Origin of the sequence: Tissierella creatinophila DSM 6911, from assembly GCF_001940565.1 — a bacterium.
Classification (GTDB): Bacteria; Bacillota; Clostridia; order Tissierellales; family Tissierellaceae; genus Tissierella_A; species Tissierella_A creatinophila.
In genome coordinates, this window is the sequence record NZ_LTDM01000064.1 from 98464 (window position 1) to 114834 (window position 16371).

The 16371-nt window shown below is 27.6% G+C and carries 17 protein-coding genes; all 17 read left to right on the forward strand.

Translation table 11 applies throughout. The features are described 5' to 3' along the window. The first annotated feature begins 3 nt into the window (after positions 1–3). Positions 4–378, forward strand: a complete 375-nt coding sequence (gene rbfA, locus TICRE_RS11730; protein WP_075728296.1) for a 30S ribosome-binding factor RbfA — start codon at positions 4–6, stop codon at positions 376–378. Further along, positions 371–1351, forward strand: coding sequence for a DHH family phosphoesterase (locus tag TICRE_RS11735; protein WP_084191957.1), 981 nt, complete (start codon positions 371–373; stop codon positions 1349–1351). Before rbfA ends, TICRE_RS11735 begins: the two co-directional genes overlap by 8 nt. A 2-nt stretch (positions 1352–1353) precedes the next feature. Further along, positions 1354–2238: a tRNA pseudouridine(55) synthase TruB gene (gene truB / locus TICRE_RS11740; RefSeq protein ID WP_075728298.1), complete on the forward strand. Its 885-nt coding sequence runs from the start codon at positions 1354–1356 to the stop codon at positions 2236–2238. Positions 2239–2248: 10 nt separating this feature from the next. Beyond that, a complete protein-coding gene (locus tag TICRE_RS11745) occupies positions 2249–3157 on the forward strand; it encodes a bifunctional riboflavin kinase/FAD synthetase (protein ID WP_075728300.1) in 909 nt (302 codons plus the stop codon). Between the two features lie 126 nt (positions 3158–3283). Beyond that, complete coding sequence (gene rpsO / locus TICRE_RS11750) at positions 3284–3550, forward strand: 30S ribosomal protein S15 (protein ID WP_075728302.1); 267 nt, start codon at positions 3284–3286, stop codon at positions 3548–3550. Between the two features lie 96 nt (positions 3551–3646). After that, a complete protein-coding gene (locus TICRE_RS11755) occupies positions 3647–5740 on the forward strand; it encodes a polyribonucleotide nucleotidyltransferase (RefSeq protein WP_075728304.1) in 2094 nt (697 codons plus the stop codon). A gap of 96 nt (positions 5741–5836) precedes the next feature. Beyond that, complete coding sequence (locus TICRE_RS11760; protein WP_075728306.1) at positions 5837–6547, forward strand: polysaccharide deacetylase family protein; 711 nt, start codon at positions 5837–5839, stop codon at positions 6545–6547. Between the two features lie 15 nt (positions 6548–6562). Beyond that, positions 6563–7846 carry a M16 family metallopeptidase gene (locus TICRE_RS11765; RefSeq protein WP_075728308.1) on the forward strand — a complete coding sequence of 428 codons (1284 nt, stop codon included), beginning with the start codon at positions 6563–6565 and terminating at the stop codon, positions 7844–7846. After that, positions 7847–8278 carry a dUTP diphosphatase gene (gene dut / locus TICRE_RS11770; protein WP_075728311.1) on the forward strand — a complete coding sequence of 144 codons (432 nt, stop codon included), beginning with the start codon at positions 7847–7849 and terminating at the stop codon, positions 8276–8278. 100 nt (positions 8279–8378) lie between these two features. After that, positions 8379–8615, forward strand: coding sequence for a YlmC/YmxH family sporulation protein (locus TICRE_RS11775; protein ID WP_075728314.1), 237 nt, complete (start codon positions 8379–8381; stop codon positions 8613–8615). A gap of 115 nt (positions 8616–8730) precedes the next feature. Then, entirely contained in the window at positions 8731–9423 is a 693-nt protein-coding gene (locus TICRE_RS11780) for a ClpP family protease (RefSeq protein ID WP_075728316.1), read from the forward strand. A gap of 106 nt (positions 9424–9529) precedes the next feature. Continuing rightward, positions 9530–11725, forward strand: a complete 2196-nt coding sequence (locus tag TICRE_RS11785; RefSeq protein ID WP_075728318.1) for a DNA translocase FtsK — start codon at positions 9530–9532, stop codon at positions 11723–11725. A gap of 40 nt (positions 11726–11765) precedes the next feature. Then, positions 11766–12311 carry a CDP-diacylglycerol--glycerol-3-phosphate 3-phosphatidyltransferase gene (pgsA, locus tag TICRE_RS11790; protein ID WP_075728320.1) on the forward strand — a complete coding sequence of 182 codons (546 nt, stop codon included), beginning with the start codon at positions 11766–11768 and terminating at the stop codon, positions 12309–12311. Positions 12312–12325: 14 nt separating this feature from the next. Next, on the forward strand, positions 12326–13552 hold the full coding sequence (locus TICRE_RS11795) for a competence/damage-inducible protein A (protein WP_075728322.1): 1227 nt from the start codon (positions 12326–12328) through the stop codon (positions 13550–13552). 87 nt (positions 13553–13639) lie between these two features. Continuing rightward, positions 13640–14695: a recombinase RecA gene (gene recA, locus TICRE_RS11800; RefSeq protein WP_075728325.1), complete on the forward strand. Its 1056-nt coding sequence runs from the start codon at positions 13640–13642 to the stop codon at positions 14693–14695. Between the two features lie 41 nt (positions 14696–14736). Next, positions 14737–15720, forward strand: coding sequence for a metallophosphoesterase family protein (locus TICRE_RS11805; RefSeq protein ID WP_075728327.1), 984 nt, complete (start codon positions 14737–14739; stop codon positions 15718–15720). Between the two features lies 1 nt (position 15721). After that, positions 15722–16371 (forward strand): AAA family ATPase (locus TICRE_RS11810; protein ID WP_158016541.1); only part of this gene is annotated, 650 nt, incomplete at its 3' end.

The following is a 16371-nucleotide window of genomic DNA, read 5'->3' on the forward strand; positions in this document are numbered from 1 at the left end:
TTTATGAATAACAAAAGAATAAATAGAATTTCAGAGGAAGTAAAAAAGGTAATATCTGAACTCTTATATAATGGATTAAAAGATCCAAGAGTAACATCTATGACTACAGTTACAGATGTTAAAGTAACTAGAGATTTAAGTTTTGCTAATATATATATTTCAGTTTTAGGGGATAAAAAGGAAAAAGAAGATTGCTTAAAAGGTCTACAAAGTGCTAAGGGGTTTATTAGAAGTGAAATAGGTAAGAGAGTTGATTTAAGACATATACCTGAACCTATATTTCATTTAGATGAAACTTTAGAACATGCAAGTCATATTACCGATTTAATAGAAAAGGTAAAAATGGAAGATAATAATAGAGGTATAGGAAATGAATAGAGAAATTCTTTTAAATATGGGAAAAGCTATAGATTTAATTAAAGAAAGTAGTAATATATTTATTGCATCCCATATAAACCCTGATGGAGATAATATAGGTTCTAGCCTAGCCTTAGCATTAGCTCTAAAGAAGATTAATAAAAATATTGTAGTATTAAAAAGCGATATAATTCCAATAGACTTTACCTTTTTACCAGGAATTAATTTAATAAAAGAATACGATGATAAATTGGATGATATTGATTTATTTATTACTTTAGACTGTGGTGATATAAATAGATTAGGACAAAACAAAATATTATTTGAAAATGCAAAAAAAACAATAAACATAGATCATCATATAAGTAATACAAATTTTGGTGATATAAATATTGTTGATTCCAAAGTGACTGCTACTGGTGAACTTATATATTACTTTATTAAACAAATGGAGATAGAAATAGATAAAGATATAGCTACTAATATATATACGGCTATTAGCACTGATACAGGAAGCTTCAAGTATGAAAGTGTTTCATCTGATACACATAGAATAATTGCCGACTTATTAGATATAGGCATAGATAAGAGCGATATAAATATAAATTTGTATGAAAATATGAGTTTTACTAGAATGAAATTATTTATTAAGTCTTTAACTACTCTTGAAACTTTTAATAATGGTAAAATAGCAGTTATAGAAGTTACACAAGAGATGTTGAAGGAAACAGGTGCAAGCTTGGAAGATTCAGAAGGGATAGTATCATTTATTAAAAAACTATCCACAGTTGAAGCCGCTTGTATTTTAAAAGAGTTAGAAAAAGAAGATATAAAGATAAGTCTTAGAACCAAAAAATATCTAGATGCTTCTTATATTTGTAATAAATTTGATGGTGGTGGACATAAAAGGGCTGCTGGGTGTACGATATATAAAGGTATTAAGGAAGCCAAGGAGTTAATAGTAAAATCAATACAAGAAGCTATGAAGGTATAATTATGGATGGGATAATAATTTTTTATAAACCCAAAGGAATAACATCTCATGGAGCGGTTAGTTTTTTTAGAAAACTACTAAATATCAAAAGAATTGGACACACAGGTACTCTAGATCCAAATGCAGAAGGAGTTCTTCCTATTTGTATTGGAAAAGCTACTAGAGTATCTGAATACCTTTTAACTGAAGATAAGGAGTATAGGGGAATATTAACTCTAGGCAAGTCTACTGATACTCAAGATGGAGATGGTAAAACACTAGAGTCTTCTTCTAAGGTAGTAAGTGATGAAGACATAAGGCGTTCATTTAATAAGTTCAAGGGTAATATTTCTCAAACACCTCCAATGTATTCAGCATTAAAGCATAAGGGTAAAAAATTATATGAATTAGCTAGAGAAGGAAAGACAATTGAAAGAGATGCAAGAGATATAAATATATATGAACTAAATATAGAAGAAATATATGAGAATAAAGAAATAACTTTTTATACTAAATGTTCAAGGGGAACATATATAAGAACCTTGTGTAATGATATAGGAGAAGATTTAGGTACTTTTGGTTATATGTCCAACCTTTTAAGAGTTGGTGTAGGACCTTTTAATATAGAAGATTCTTATAAAATAGAAGACTTAGAAGGTTTAAGTCCAATTGAAATAGAAAAATTGATTTTACCAATAGATTTTGCTTTGATGAAATTTAAATCAATAAAAATAGAAGATGAATTGTATAAAAAGCTTATAAATGGAGTGAATATACAAATATATAATAAAGAGTATTCCTTAGGTGATGTTTTAAGAGTTTATTCAAAAAATCAATTTATTGGAATTGGGGAAATTATAGAAAAGAATCATTTACAATTATTGAAAATGAATAAAGTGTTTGTGTAAGGTGGTTAAGATGGAAATCATAAAAATAGAAAACTATATAGAAAATAGATTTATGACTAGCGTCGCTTTAGGAAATTTTGATGGAATTCACCTAGGACATAGAAAACTTATCTTGTCTATGATAAAAGATTCTAAAGAACTAAATATAATCCCCTCAGTATTATTATTTAATAAACATCCTAAAGAAGTGTTATTTGGTAAAAGTCCAGATTTCATAACTTCCACAGAAGATAAACACGAGATACTAGAGCAAATGATGGTAAAAATTATTTACGAAACAGAATTTAATGAAGAGTTTAGAAAATTAAGCCCAGAATGCTTTGTTAAGAAAATCCTTATAGATAAGTTGAATGTAAAATCTGTATTTGTGGGTTTTGATTATAGATTTGGATATAAAGCTTCAGGAGATATAAATACTTTAAAAGAATTAGGGGATAAATATAAATTTAAAGTTACTATTATAGATCCTGTCTATGATGAAAAAAGAGTTTTAAGTAGCACTGAAATTAGAATGCATATAAAAGAAGGAAATATTAGACTTGCAAATGAGATGCTAGGTAGAAATTACAAAATTAAAGGACAAGTAGTACATGGAAATAAAATAGGTAGAACTTTAGGATTTCCTACTGCTAATTTAGAACTCTCTAGCAACTACCAAATTCCTAAAATAGGAGTATATGAGACTAAGACTATTATAGATGGAAAATCATATGTATCTCTTACTAGCATAGGAACTAATCCCACCGTAGGAGGAAATTCTATGAAAATAGAAACTTATATTTTAGATTTTAGTAGTGATATATATAATAAAAAAATACAAATAGAATTCATAAAATATATTAGAAAAGAAATGATGTTTTGTAATCTAGAAGAATTAAAAATACAAATGCAAAAAGATGTAGAGACTATTAAATATTAATATTTACATTTAATAAAACATATGTTATTATAAACATGTATAATAAATTTCCTAATGCTAAGTTTAGCGGTTCCTCATCGCTTTACCTTGCTTTAGGTGTATAAATAAAAATGGAGGTGTATTTTAATGTTGACAAAAGAAGTAAAAGAACAAATAATTAATGAATACAAATTACACGAAGGTGATACTGGTTCACCAGAAGTACAGGTTGCTATACTAACTTATAGAATTAATGGTTTAAATGAACATCTTAAAGCACACAAAAAAGATCATCATTCTAGAAGAGGATTGTTAAAAATGGTAGGACAAAGAAGAAATCTTTTAAGATATCTTCAAAATAATGATATTGAAAGATATCGTTCTTTAATTGAAAGATTACACATAAGAGGTTAATAAAAGAGCGGGATAGTCCCGCTCTTTAATTTTAGTATTATTTAAAGATAATAGATAATAATAAATATAGAATACAAAAGAAAAAGGAGGTATTTTATGGAGAAAATATATCATTATAAATTAGCAGAAAAAGACTTAAAAGTAACTATAGGAAAAGTTGCAGAGCAAGCAGGCGGATCATGTCTAGTACAATACGGAGATACTGTTATACTTGCAACAGCTACTTCTTCAAAACAACCTAGAGAAGGAATAGACTTTTTTCCATTAAGTGTAGATTATGAAGAAAAACTTTATTCTGTAGGTAAAATTCCTGGAGGTTTCATTAAAAGAGAAGGTAGACCTAGCGAAAAGTCGATACTAACTTCAAGGCTTATAGATAGACCACTTAGACCCTTATTTCCAGAAGGATATAGAAATGATGTACAAGTAATTACAACTGTATTATCTGTAGATCAAAATGATTCTCCAGAAATCATAGCGATGATAGGTTCTTCTATTGCTCTTTCTATCTCCGATATACCATTTAGTGGTCCTACTGGATCTGTGCTGGTAGGATTGATTGATAATAAATTTATAATAAATCCAAACAGTGAAGAAAGAGAAAAATCTGTTATTCACTTAATTGTATCAGGAACAGAAGATGCCATTATGATGGTAGAAGCAGGATCTAATGAAGTTAGTGAAAAGACTATGCTTGATGGTATCTTATTTGCACATGAAGAGATTAGCAGAATATGTAAGTTTATAAAAGAAATAAGCAAAGAAGTAGGAAAAGATAAAAGAAAATATGATTTATTTAAACCAGAAGAAGAATTAGAAGATAAGGTATCAAAATATGGTAGAGATAAACTAATAGATGCAATAAATACAATCGAAAAACAAGAAAGACAGGATAATATAGATAAAGTTACAGAAGAAATACTAGAAATATTTTTGGAAGATTATCCAGAAGATAAAAAAAGTATATTACAAATAATAGATAATCTAGTTAAAAAAGAAGTAAGAAGATTAATATTAGAAGAACATATAAGACCAGATAGTAGAGACTTAGGTGAAATAAGAAAGATTACAAGTGAGGTAGGTTTAATTCCTAGGACTCATGGATCAGGACTTTTCACTAGAGGTCAAACACAAGTTTTAACTATAACTACCTTAGGTGCATCTTCAGATGTACAAATTATAGATGGCTTAGGAGAAGAAGAGTCTAAAAGATACATGCATCACTATAATTTCCCACCATATTCAGTAGGTGATACAAGACCTATGAGGGGACCTGGTCGTAGAGAAATTGGTCATGGTGCGTTAGCTGAAAGGGCACTACTTCCTGTTATTCCTTCAATAGACGAATTCCCATACACTATAAGACTAGTATCAGAAGTACTAAGTTCTAATGGTTCTTCATCCCAGGCCAGCGTTTGTGGCAGTACATTATCTTTATTAGATGCTGGAGTTCCTATAAAATCACCTGTAGCTGGAATTGCCATGGGACTTATAAAGACTGACGATAAAGTTGCAATTTTAACTGATATACAAGGCATGGAAGACCATCTTGGAGATATGGACTTTAAAGTAGCCGGAACTAAAGAGGGTATAACTGCTATACAAATGGATATAAAAATTTCCGGTATAGATAGAAGTATATTAGAAGAAGCATTAGAAAATGCAAGAGTTGGAAGACTCTTTATATTAGATAAGATGCAAGAAACCATCTCTAGTCCTAGAGAAGAATTATCAATTTATGCTCCAAAGATATTTACTATGATAATAAATCCAGATAAGATAAGAGATGTTATTGGACCTGGTGGAAAGATAATAAATAAGATAATTGATGAAACTGGAGTAAAGATAGATATAAACGATGATGGAAAAATATCTATTGCAGCAGAAGATGCTAAAAGTGGAAATGAAGCTATGAAAATAATAGAAAATATTGTTAAAGAAGTTGAAATTGGAGAGCTTTATTTAGGAAAAGTCACTAAAGTTACTAATTTTGGCGCATTTTTAGATATTCTAAACGGTAAAGAAGGATTACTTCATATTTCACAAATTGCAAAAGAGAGAATAAATAAGGTAGAAGATGTATTAAAGGTTGGAGATGAGCTTTTAGTAAAAGTAATGGAAATTGATAATCAAGGCAGAATAAACCTTTCTAGAAAGGTTTTACTTGAAGATGAAAAAGAAGAGAAATAAACTTTACATGGACCTTTTTAGGTTCATGTTTTAATTTTTGTATATTATTTTTCCTTTAGAATATATATTTAATAAGAATATAAAAGGAGGAAAGATATGAAACTTTTAATTTTTAATAAAAAAACACTATATTTAATTTTATTATTATTAATCTTTGTTATAATAATACCAATTATAGTTTTAAACTATGGTAGATCTAAGGATGTATTTATGCAGGATATATTTTATGAAGGAACAAATGGTGAAAAAGTAATATCATTTGCTTGTAACATTGATTGGGGAGAAGAATATATTCCAGAAATGTTGAAAATATTTGAAGAAAATAATATTAAAATAACTTTTTTTCCCACTGGCAAATGGGCCGAAAAAAACCAAGATTTATTAAAGGAAATATATAAAAAAGGTCATGAAATAGGAAATCATGGATATAGTCATTTAGACTATGATAAATTAGATTATAATAGAAATTTTGAAGAAATAGAAAGAGCTAATAAAATTATTAGAGACATAATTGATAAAAATCCTTCCTATTTTGCACCTCCTTCAGGTGCATTTAATGATTATACATTGCAAGCTGCTAAAGCACTAAACTATAAAGTAATAATGTGGAGCATCGATACTATTGATTGGAGAGAAGATAGTACAAAGGACCTAATAGTTAAAAGAGTAATAGATAAGGCACACAATTCAGCTATTGTACTAATGCACCCAACAGAAAATACGAAAAATGCATTAAGTGAAATAATAATAGAGCTTACGAAGATGGGTTATAAAATAGGAAATATAAGTGATGTTTTCAATAATTAATAATTGGAGGAAGAGATGTACTTTATAAAAGAATTAGATAATGGTATAAATGTAGTAATTGAAAAGTTAGATAATATAAATTCTATTTCTTTAGGAATAATAGTAGAAAATGGTTCTATAAACGAGAATGATAACAATAATGGAATATCTCACTTTATTGAACACATGTTATTTAGAGGTACAGATAATAAAACTGCAAAAGAAATTTCTCAAATTATAGATAAAATAGGTGGAAATTTAAATGCATTTACCAGTAAAGAAAATACTTGCTTTTATGCCCAAGTATTAAGGGAACATTTAGATATAGTAATAGAATTATTTAGTGATATGTTTTTAAACTCTTTATTTAATGAAGAAGATATAGAAAAAGAAAAAATGATAATAGAAGAAGAAATCAATATGTATCTAGATGATCCGGAAGATTTAGTACATGAATTATTAAACGAAATGATTTATTTTAATACATCTCTTTCACTTTCTATATTAGGGAATATAGACTCAATAAAAAGATTTAATAAAAAAGATCTAAACAATTATTTTAACAAATACTATAACCCTAAAAAAATCATAATATCAATAGCAGGTAATCTAAATATTAATGAAACTTATAAAAAATTAAATCAGTATTTTGGAAAATTTAATATTCAAAATAAGTCAGAAGATATAAAATTTGATACGGATGATATAATTCATGGAAATAAGATAAAGGGAATTAAAAAAGATATAGAACAGTTTAACTTATGTATAGGACTTCTAGGGATATCAAGTAGTTCTGATGATTTATATTCATATTTAATATTAAATAATATACTTGCAAATAATGAAAGCTCTAGGCTATATCAGAGTATAAGAGAAGCAGGACTTGCTTACTCGCTCTATTCAAGCATAACGACATATAAAGATATAGGAGATATGTCTATTTATATAGGATTAAATAATAATAAGATTGAAAATACACTGTCTTTAATAGATAAAGAATTGAACATATTAAAGAACAATTATATAAAACATGAAGAACTAGAAACATGTAAAGAACAATTAAAAATAAATTACATTTTAGAAAATGAAAGCTCATTATCTAAAATGTTTGAAAATGCTAAATCAATTTCTTTATTTAAAAAGATTGAAACAGAAGATCAAGTATTAAAAAAGATAGATAAAATTAATAAAAAAGATATGATAAGCATAATAAATAAAGTTTTTAAAAGAGAAACTTTCAAGATTGCTTATATAAGCAATCTTGAAGATAAAGCAGGAATAGAAGAACATATTAAAAATAAAATATTTAGAGGTGAATAAATGGAAATCCAAGTTATAAATAAAAGTAATAACCAACTTCCTTCATATAAAACAGATGGATCATCTGGTATGGATTTACAAGCCAATATTGAAGCTGCTATTGAGCTTAAACCACTTGAAAGGGTTCTTGTGCCTACAGGACTTTTTATTTCGATACCGAAGGGATATGAAGGTCAAATAAGGGGAAGAAGTGGACTTGCACTAAAATATGGAATAGGCTTAGCTAATGGAATAGGAACGATTGATAGTGATTATAGAGGAGAAATAAAAGTTATATTAGTAAATATGAGTAATGAAAATTATATAATTAATAAAGGAGATAGAATCGCACAATTTATACTTTCAAAATATGAAAAAATAGAATTTAAAGAAGTTGAAAACTTAAAAAAAACCACTAGAGGTGATGGTGGATTTGGTCATACAGGTATTTAATAAATTTATAACATAGTCATAATAAATCTTATCATAAATGATATAACATATTTATGAAAAAATCACATATAATTTAAATATAAGACTAAGAGGTGATTAAATGAGATTAAGTGAATTAGGACAAAAAGAAATAGTAAATTTAAATAATGGAGAGAGATTAGGCCTTATTTCAGATGCCGATATATTATTTGATAAAGAAACGGGTGAAATAATAAGTCTTTTAGCATCTGAAAAAAAAATTTCATTTAAATTTTTAGGAGTTGAAGGTTTAGAAAAAGAAATACCTTGGGATTCTATAAGAAAAATAGGGTATGATATGATAATTGTAGAATTATAATAAAATAAAAAGGTAGTAAATATAATATTATATTTACTACCTTTTTATTTTATTATACATAATATTATCGTAAGTAGTAGAAACTATATCATAGTAAATAATAGGAGGAGTTTAAATGAAATTTAAAAATGCAATAATAGAAGAAAATCAAGAAGATGCAAAAGAAAGTATAAAAGAATTTGGAACTAAAATAAACGAAGAATACACTTCTAATATACAATTTATTTCAATTATTGGGGAGATAGAGGGGCATACTATATCTAATGTGGAGAAAAAATCTACTAAGTATGAACATATTATACCACTTCTTATAAGTGCCCAAATAAACCCTAAAATAGAAGGGGTATTTATAGTGCTAAATACAGTTGGAGGCGATGTAGAAGCAGGTCTTGCATTAGCAGAAATGATAAATAGTATTGATAAACCCAAAGTTTCATTAGTATTAGGTGGTGGACATAGTATAGGAGTTCCACTAGCTACTTCTACTGACTATTCTTTTATAGTCCCAAGTGCTAGCATGACTATACATCCAATAAGAACTACAGGACTTGTTATAGGTGTTCCCCAAAGTTTTAAATACTTTGAAAAGATGCAACAAAGAATAAATAACTTCGTAACAAGAACTTCCGAGATTAAAAAAGAAGATTTTTTAAGGCTTATGTATGATACTGATGAATTAGCTAATGATATAGGAACTATTTTAGTAGGAAGTGAAGCAGTAGATTATGGGCTAATAAATGAAGTGGGTGGATTAAATAAATCTCTAGAAAAATTAAATAAAATGATAGAATCTAATATGAATAGATAAAGAATTTTAATTATGTTATAATATAGTGTATGAGGGTATTTTATTACTATATACCCTTAGGACAAGCAGTTATAGATAGATTTAAAGCTAAAAGGGGATATTAATATTGAAAACAAAAAAAAGATCAAAAAAAGGAAAGAAAACTGAAGAGACTAGATTTAATAAAGATATTATCGGTCTTATTATTATTGCAGTGGGTATCATATCGATGATTAGTCTTTTTACCTTTAAAGTAGGATTAATAGGTTCTATAATAAGGGGAACAACATTTTCCATGATGGGCTTTGGGGGATATTTTATGCCTCTTATATTAATAGGTTTAGGAATTATAATTATATTAGATAGATTTAATAAAAATGAAGTTAAAAAAACAATTATTATATTTGGTTTATTTTTAATGTTTTTAGTAGCTCTAGATAGCCAAAACATATCTATAATTGGATTTGTAAATAGAATTAAAACCGCAATTTATCTATCTAATTTTAACAAAGGTGGAGGTTTTATTGGATCTTTTATAGGTTTTTTTTTCTATAAACTATTTGGACTTATAGGCGGGTTTATAATACTATTCTTTTCTACATCAGTTGGGTTATTAATACTCTTTGATATAAAATTAAAAGATTTATATCAAAGAACAATTACTATGTTTAGTGACTTTAAAAAAGAAAAAAAAGATAATAAAAAATTACAAGCATTAAAAAAAACAAATATAAAAAAAGAAATCCAAGAAGAAAATAAAATAAGTTTAAACGAAGAAATACAAATTTTAGACTATAATGAAAATCATAAAAAACCAAATGAAATTCAAAAAAAAGTTTCTAAAGATATTCCATTAAATTATATAGATTTAGAAATTAAAGATGGAAATAATAAAACTAAAAGTTTCATTTATGAAATACCACCTATTGATTTACTAGAATCTCCTGATAAGCAAGAATTTAATGACAAAAAAAACATACTTAGAAATGCAGAAATTATTGAAGATACTATGAAAAATTTTGGTATAGATGGTAAGATAACTCAGATAAATAAAGGTCCTACAATTACTTGTTATGAATTATCTCCATCTCCTGGTATAAAACTTAGTAAAATAGTGTCCTTGTCTGATAACATAGCATTAAGCCTTGCATCATCTGATATAAGAATAGAAGCACCTATTCCAGGTAAGTCTGCGGTAGGAATAGAAGTTCCAAATAAAATAAAAGACAATGTTATGTTAAAGGAAATATTATTATCAAAGGAATATAAAGAAATAAGTTCTAATACTCCTATAGCCCTTGGAAAGGATGTATCAGGAAAAGCAGTAGTTTCATCTATTGATAAAATGCCTCACTTACTTATTGCCGGAGCAACTGGGTCTGGCAAAAGTGTCTGTATAAACACTATTATAATGAGTATATTATATAAATCTTCTCCGGAAGATGTAAAATTATTATTAATAGATCCTAAGGTTGTAGAATTAAGTATATATAATAAAATTCCTCATTTACTTATTCCAGTAGTGACGGATCCTAAAAAAGCTTCTTTCTCATTAAATTGGGCAGTAGAAGAAATGGAAACTAGATATAAAACTTTTGCAGAAAATAGTGTTCGTGATATTCATTCTTATAATGAAAAATCAGATTCAAAGGAGCTAGATAAATTACCTTCTATAGTCATCATAATAGATGAACTATCAGATTTAATGATGGTAGCAGCCCAGGAAATAGAAGAATATATATGCAGATTAGCACAAATGGCTAGAGCCGCAGGTATATATTTAATTGTAGCTACACAAAGACCTTCAGTAGACGTAATAACAGGAACTATTAAGGCAAATATACCATCTAGAATTTCATTTGCTGTATCATCTCAAATAGATTCTAGAACTATACTTGATATGGGAGGTGCAGAAAAGTTATTAGGAAAAGGAGATATGCTTTTTTATCCATCTTTTTTCTCTAAACCGCTCAGAATCCAAGGAGCTTTTATAAGTGATAATGAAGTAGAAAATATAGTAAGTTTTTTAAGTAAAAGCCATAAGATATCTTTTGATGAAGAAATCTTAGAAATAATGGAAAAATCTAAAACAATAGAAACTATAGACAATGACTCCTTATTACCTGATGCCGTAAAACTAGTTGTAGAAGAAGGTCAAGCTTCTATATCTATGTTACAAAGAAAGCTTAGAATAGGCTATGCTAGAGCTGCTAGAATAGTAGATGAAATGGAGGAGCAAGGCGTTATAGGAGGATATGAAGGTAGCAAACCTAGAAAAGTACTAGTAGTTAAAGATGATATAGAGAATATGAATATTCAATAAAATTTATTGAATAAATTTAAATTAAGATAGGGGATAAAAAATGAATTTACCAAACAAAATAACATTTAGTCGAGTACTTTTGGTACCAATATTTATAATTATGTTTTATATAGATATACCCAATAACCAAATATATGCGGGTATAATATTTATAATAGCTGCATTAACTGATACACTAGATGGATATCTAGCAAGGAAAAATGCACAAATTACTAATTTAGGAAAATTTATTGATCCATTAGCAGACAAATTATTAGTATCTGCTGCTTTAATTTTACTAGTAGAATCTGGGGCTATTCCTGGATGGGTAGTTGTAACCATTATTGCAAGAGAGTTTACTATAACTGGCTTTAGAATAATTGCTGCATCTGAAGGTGTTAATATAGCTGCAAGCTCGCTAGGTAAATTTAAAACCATCACTCAACTTATAGCAATTATATTACTTTTATTTAATAATATATTCTTTGAAAAGTTTAATATCCCTATGGATCAAATATTTTTATATATATCTTTAATCTTTACAGTATTATCTGGATATGATTATATCTATAAAAATAGACATACTTTAAATTTAAGTGATAAGTAATAGGAGATGATACAATGGTTGCTGAGATTATAACTATTGGTACAGAAGTTGTTATGGGGAGTATTTTAAACACCAATTCTTTCTTTTTATCTCAAAAACTTATAGAGTTGGGTATAGAAGTACATTTTCATACATCTGTAGATGATAACGAAAAAAGATTGGAATCTATAATAAAAACTGCTATAAGCAGAGCTGATTTAATTATTACTACTGGAGGCTTAGGACCTACAAAAGATGATATGACAAAAGAAATAATAGCTAAGGCATTAGGATTAAATATAGAATTAGATAAAACTATGGAAAATAATATTATCGATATGTTTACAAATGGAAACTGGGTAATGACAGATAACAATCAAAAACAAGCATTTAAGCCAACAGGGTCTAAATTTATAGAAAATACAATAGGAACAGCGCCAGGAATATATATTGAAAAAGATTCTAAAAAAATAATAATGCTTCCTGGTCCTCCTGTAGAGATGGAATTAATGTTTGAAAAAGGTGTAATAAATTTAATAAAAGATGATTTAAATATAATCACCCGTTCTATCAACTTAGTTGGAATAGGTGAATCATCCTTGGAATCTAAATTAAACAATTTAAACTTAAATAGTAGGAACTTTTCTGTTTTAACCTTTGCCAAAAAAGGCGTAGTTGAAATCAAAATTATTGCAAAAGGGAAGGATAAAAATAAACTTGAAGAAGAAATAATAAATAGAATAGAGATAATAAAAGAAGAATTTAATGATTATATTTATTCATACGATTCTATTAGTTTAGAAGAAGTAATAATTGATTTATTAAATAAAAAAAGATGGACTTTAGCTGTAGCTGAATCAATAACTGGAGGAATTATATCTAGTAAATTGACAAAGATTGCTGGCGCATCGAGTGTATTTAATAGAGGTCTTATAACATATAGTAATACTTCAAAAATAGAAGAATTAGGAGTAAAAAAAGAAAGTTTAAACAAATATGGTCCAGTTAGCAAAGAAACTGCTTATGAAATGGCTAAAGGATTATTTTTAAAATCAAATGTAGATATAGCTTTATCTATTACAGGTCTAGCTGGTCCTGGAGGAGGTACCCAAGAAAAACCCATAGGATTAGTTTATATAGGTATTATTACTAATAAATTTGAAAAAGTGTTTAAATATAATTTTAACGGTAATAGAAACTTAATTCAAGAAAGAGCTGCAGTTAAAGCATTAGATGAAATAAGAAAGCTAATAAAACAATGATTGACTTATATTAAATTATAATATAGAATATAATTAGAACTAACGTTCTAAAATGAAAGGGGTGATTCCAGTTTATACTGGAGAAAAATGGCTGAGAATACTGAAAAAATAAAAGCGTTGGATGTAGCATTAAACCAAATTGAAAAGCAATTTGGAAAAGGTTCTATTATGCGTCTGGGTGATAATATAAAAATGAATCTAGATATTATTCCTACTGGTTCACTAAATTTAGATATTGCTTTAGGACTAGGAGGAATTCCTCGTGGTCGTATAATAGAAATTTATGGTCCTGAGTCATCAGGAAAAACTACAGTTGCATTGCACGTAATAGCAGAAGCACAAAAAACTGGTGGAATAGCAGCATTTATTGATGCAGAACATGCATTAGATCCTCTATATTCACAGAAACTAGGCGTAGACATAGATAATTTGATTATTTCACAACCAGATACAGGTGAGCAGGCACTAGAAATTACAGAGGCATTAGTTCGTAGTGGGGCGGTAGATATAGTTGTAATAGATTCGGTTGCAGCTTTAGTACCTAAAGCTGAAATAGAAGGAGAAATGGGGGACTCACACATAGGTCTTCAAGCTAGACTTATGTCTCAGGCTCTTAGAAAATTAGCAGGAGCTATTAGTAAATCTAATACTACTTGTATATTTATAAATCAATTAAGAGAAAAAGTAGGAGTAATGTTTGGAAATCCAGAAACAACTTCTGGAGGTAGAGCATTAAAATTTTATTCCAGTATAAGATTAGATGTTAGAAGAATAGATAGCATAAAACAGGGTGATGAAATTTTAGGAAATAGAACTAGAATAAAAGTAGTTAAAAATAAAGTAGCACCACCATTTAAACAAGCTGAATTTGATATAATGTATGGACTTGGAATATCTAAAGAAGGCAATATATTAGATGCTGGAGTTACTGCTGACATCGTTAAAAAATCAGGGTCTTGGTATAGTTATGGAGATGAAAGATTAGGACAAGGAAGAGAAAATTCGAAAGATTTCCTTAGAGAAAATCCTAAAATAAGTGATGAAATAGAAATGGCAGTTAGGGAAAAATATAGTCTTATTAAAAAAGATGAAGATGAAAATAAAGAAGTAAATACTAAAAAAGATGAAGATGATAAATCATAATAAACCTCCTAATAGGAGGTTTTATTATAGGAGGTATAAATTTGAGAATATTATTTTTTACTGATTCTCACATACGTGGAACTACACCCAAAAATAGAAAAGATGATTTCACTAATACTCTAGAAAAAAAATTTAATGAAATAGTAGAAATTATAGATAAAGAAAATATAGATTATGTAATACATGGTGGAGATTTATTTGATAGACCTGATGTTTCAATATCGTTAGTAAGTAAATTTTCAAAAATTCTAAATGAAATAAAAGTTCCGATTTATATAATAAGTGGGAACCATGATATATTTGGTCTTAATCCTAAAACTTTAAATAGGACTATGTTGGGTTTAATTTGTGAATTGAAAGTTTTAAACATAATAGATACAAATGAAAAGATAATATTGAAAAAAGATAAGGTCAAAGTTCAATTAACAGGACAACCCTACACTTATAATATAGATGATTCAAATGATAAATCACCTTATATAGTAAAAGATATAGAACCAGGTTGTGATTTTTCAATTCATGTTGTTCATGGAATGTTATTAGATAAGCCATTTATAAAAGGTATTCCTTATACTCTGGTAGAGGATATTAAAGAAACTTTAGCAGATATTACCTTATCTGGACATTATCATTCTGGATTTGAAAAAGTAAAAATAGATGGTAAATATTTTTTAAACCCTGGAAGCATTGTACGAGTTTCAAATAGTCTTAGAGAAATTAAAAGAAAACCAAAGGTAGCCATTATAGACTTAGAAAAAGATTTAAATATTTCTTATAAATATCTATCAACTGCTTTAGATGGTGAAGAAGTACTTGATAGAAAAGAGATTGAAAATAGTATTTATAGAAGAGAAAGAATGTATGAATTTAAACAAACAATAGATAATGCTATGAATTTTGAAAAGATAGATATAAATGATGTATTAATGGGAGTCTCTAATGCGGAAAAAGTAGATGAAAAAGTTAAAAAAGAAGCTTTAAAAAGAATAAGCTTAATACAAATGAGAAATATGACAGGTGAATAATATGAAGTATTTAAAAAGAGCAATATTAAAAAATTTCCAATCACATCAAAATAGTGTTATCGACTTTAATGAAGGTCTGAATATTATCGTCGGTCCCTCTGACTCGGGTAAGTCTGCAATTATAAGGGCAATTAAATGGGCTTTATATAATGAGCCTGCTGGAAATTATTTTATTAGAGAAGGAGAAACTGAAGCTTCTGTTACATTGGAATTTAGTAATAATATAAAGATAACAAGATTAAGAAGTAAATCAAAAAATGCTTATATTCTCTCTAATAAAGATGCTGAAGAAATAATATTTGAAGGTTTCGGAAATAAAGTTCCTCAAGAAATTATAGATTTATTAGAGATTAAAAAAATTTCCTTAGACAGTAGTGAATCAAATGCTATAAATTTAGGAGAACAACTAGAAGGTGCTTTTTTATTATCAGAAAAAGGAAGTACTAGGGCGAGTGCTATCGGAAGATTAATCGGTGTTAATTTAATTGATGATGCATTAAAAGAAACATTAAAAGATATTAGGAAACTTTCTATTCAAAAAAATACAATGAGTGAAAGTATAAAGAGAATAGAGGAGGAGTTAGTAACATATGAATACTTAGATAATTTAAAAGAGGATACAATAAAACTTGAAAATATAAGAAATAGTAT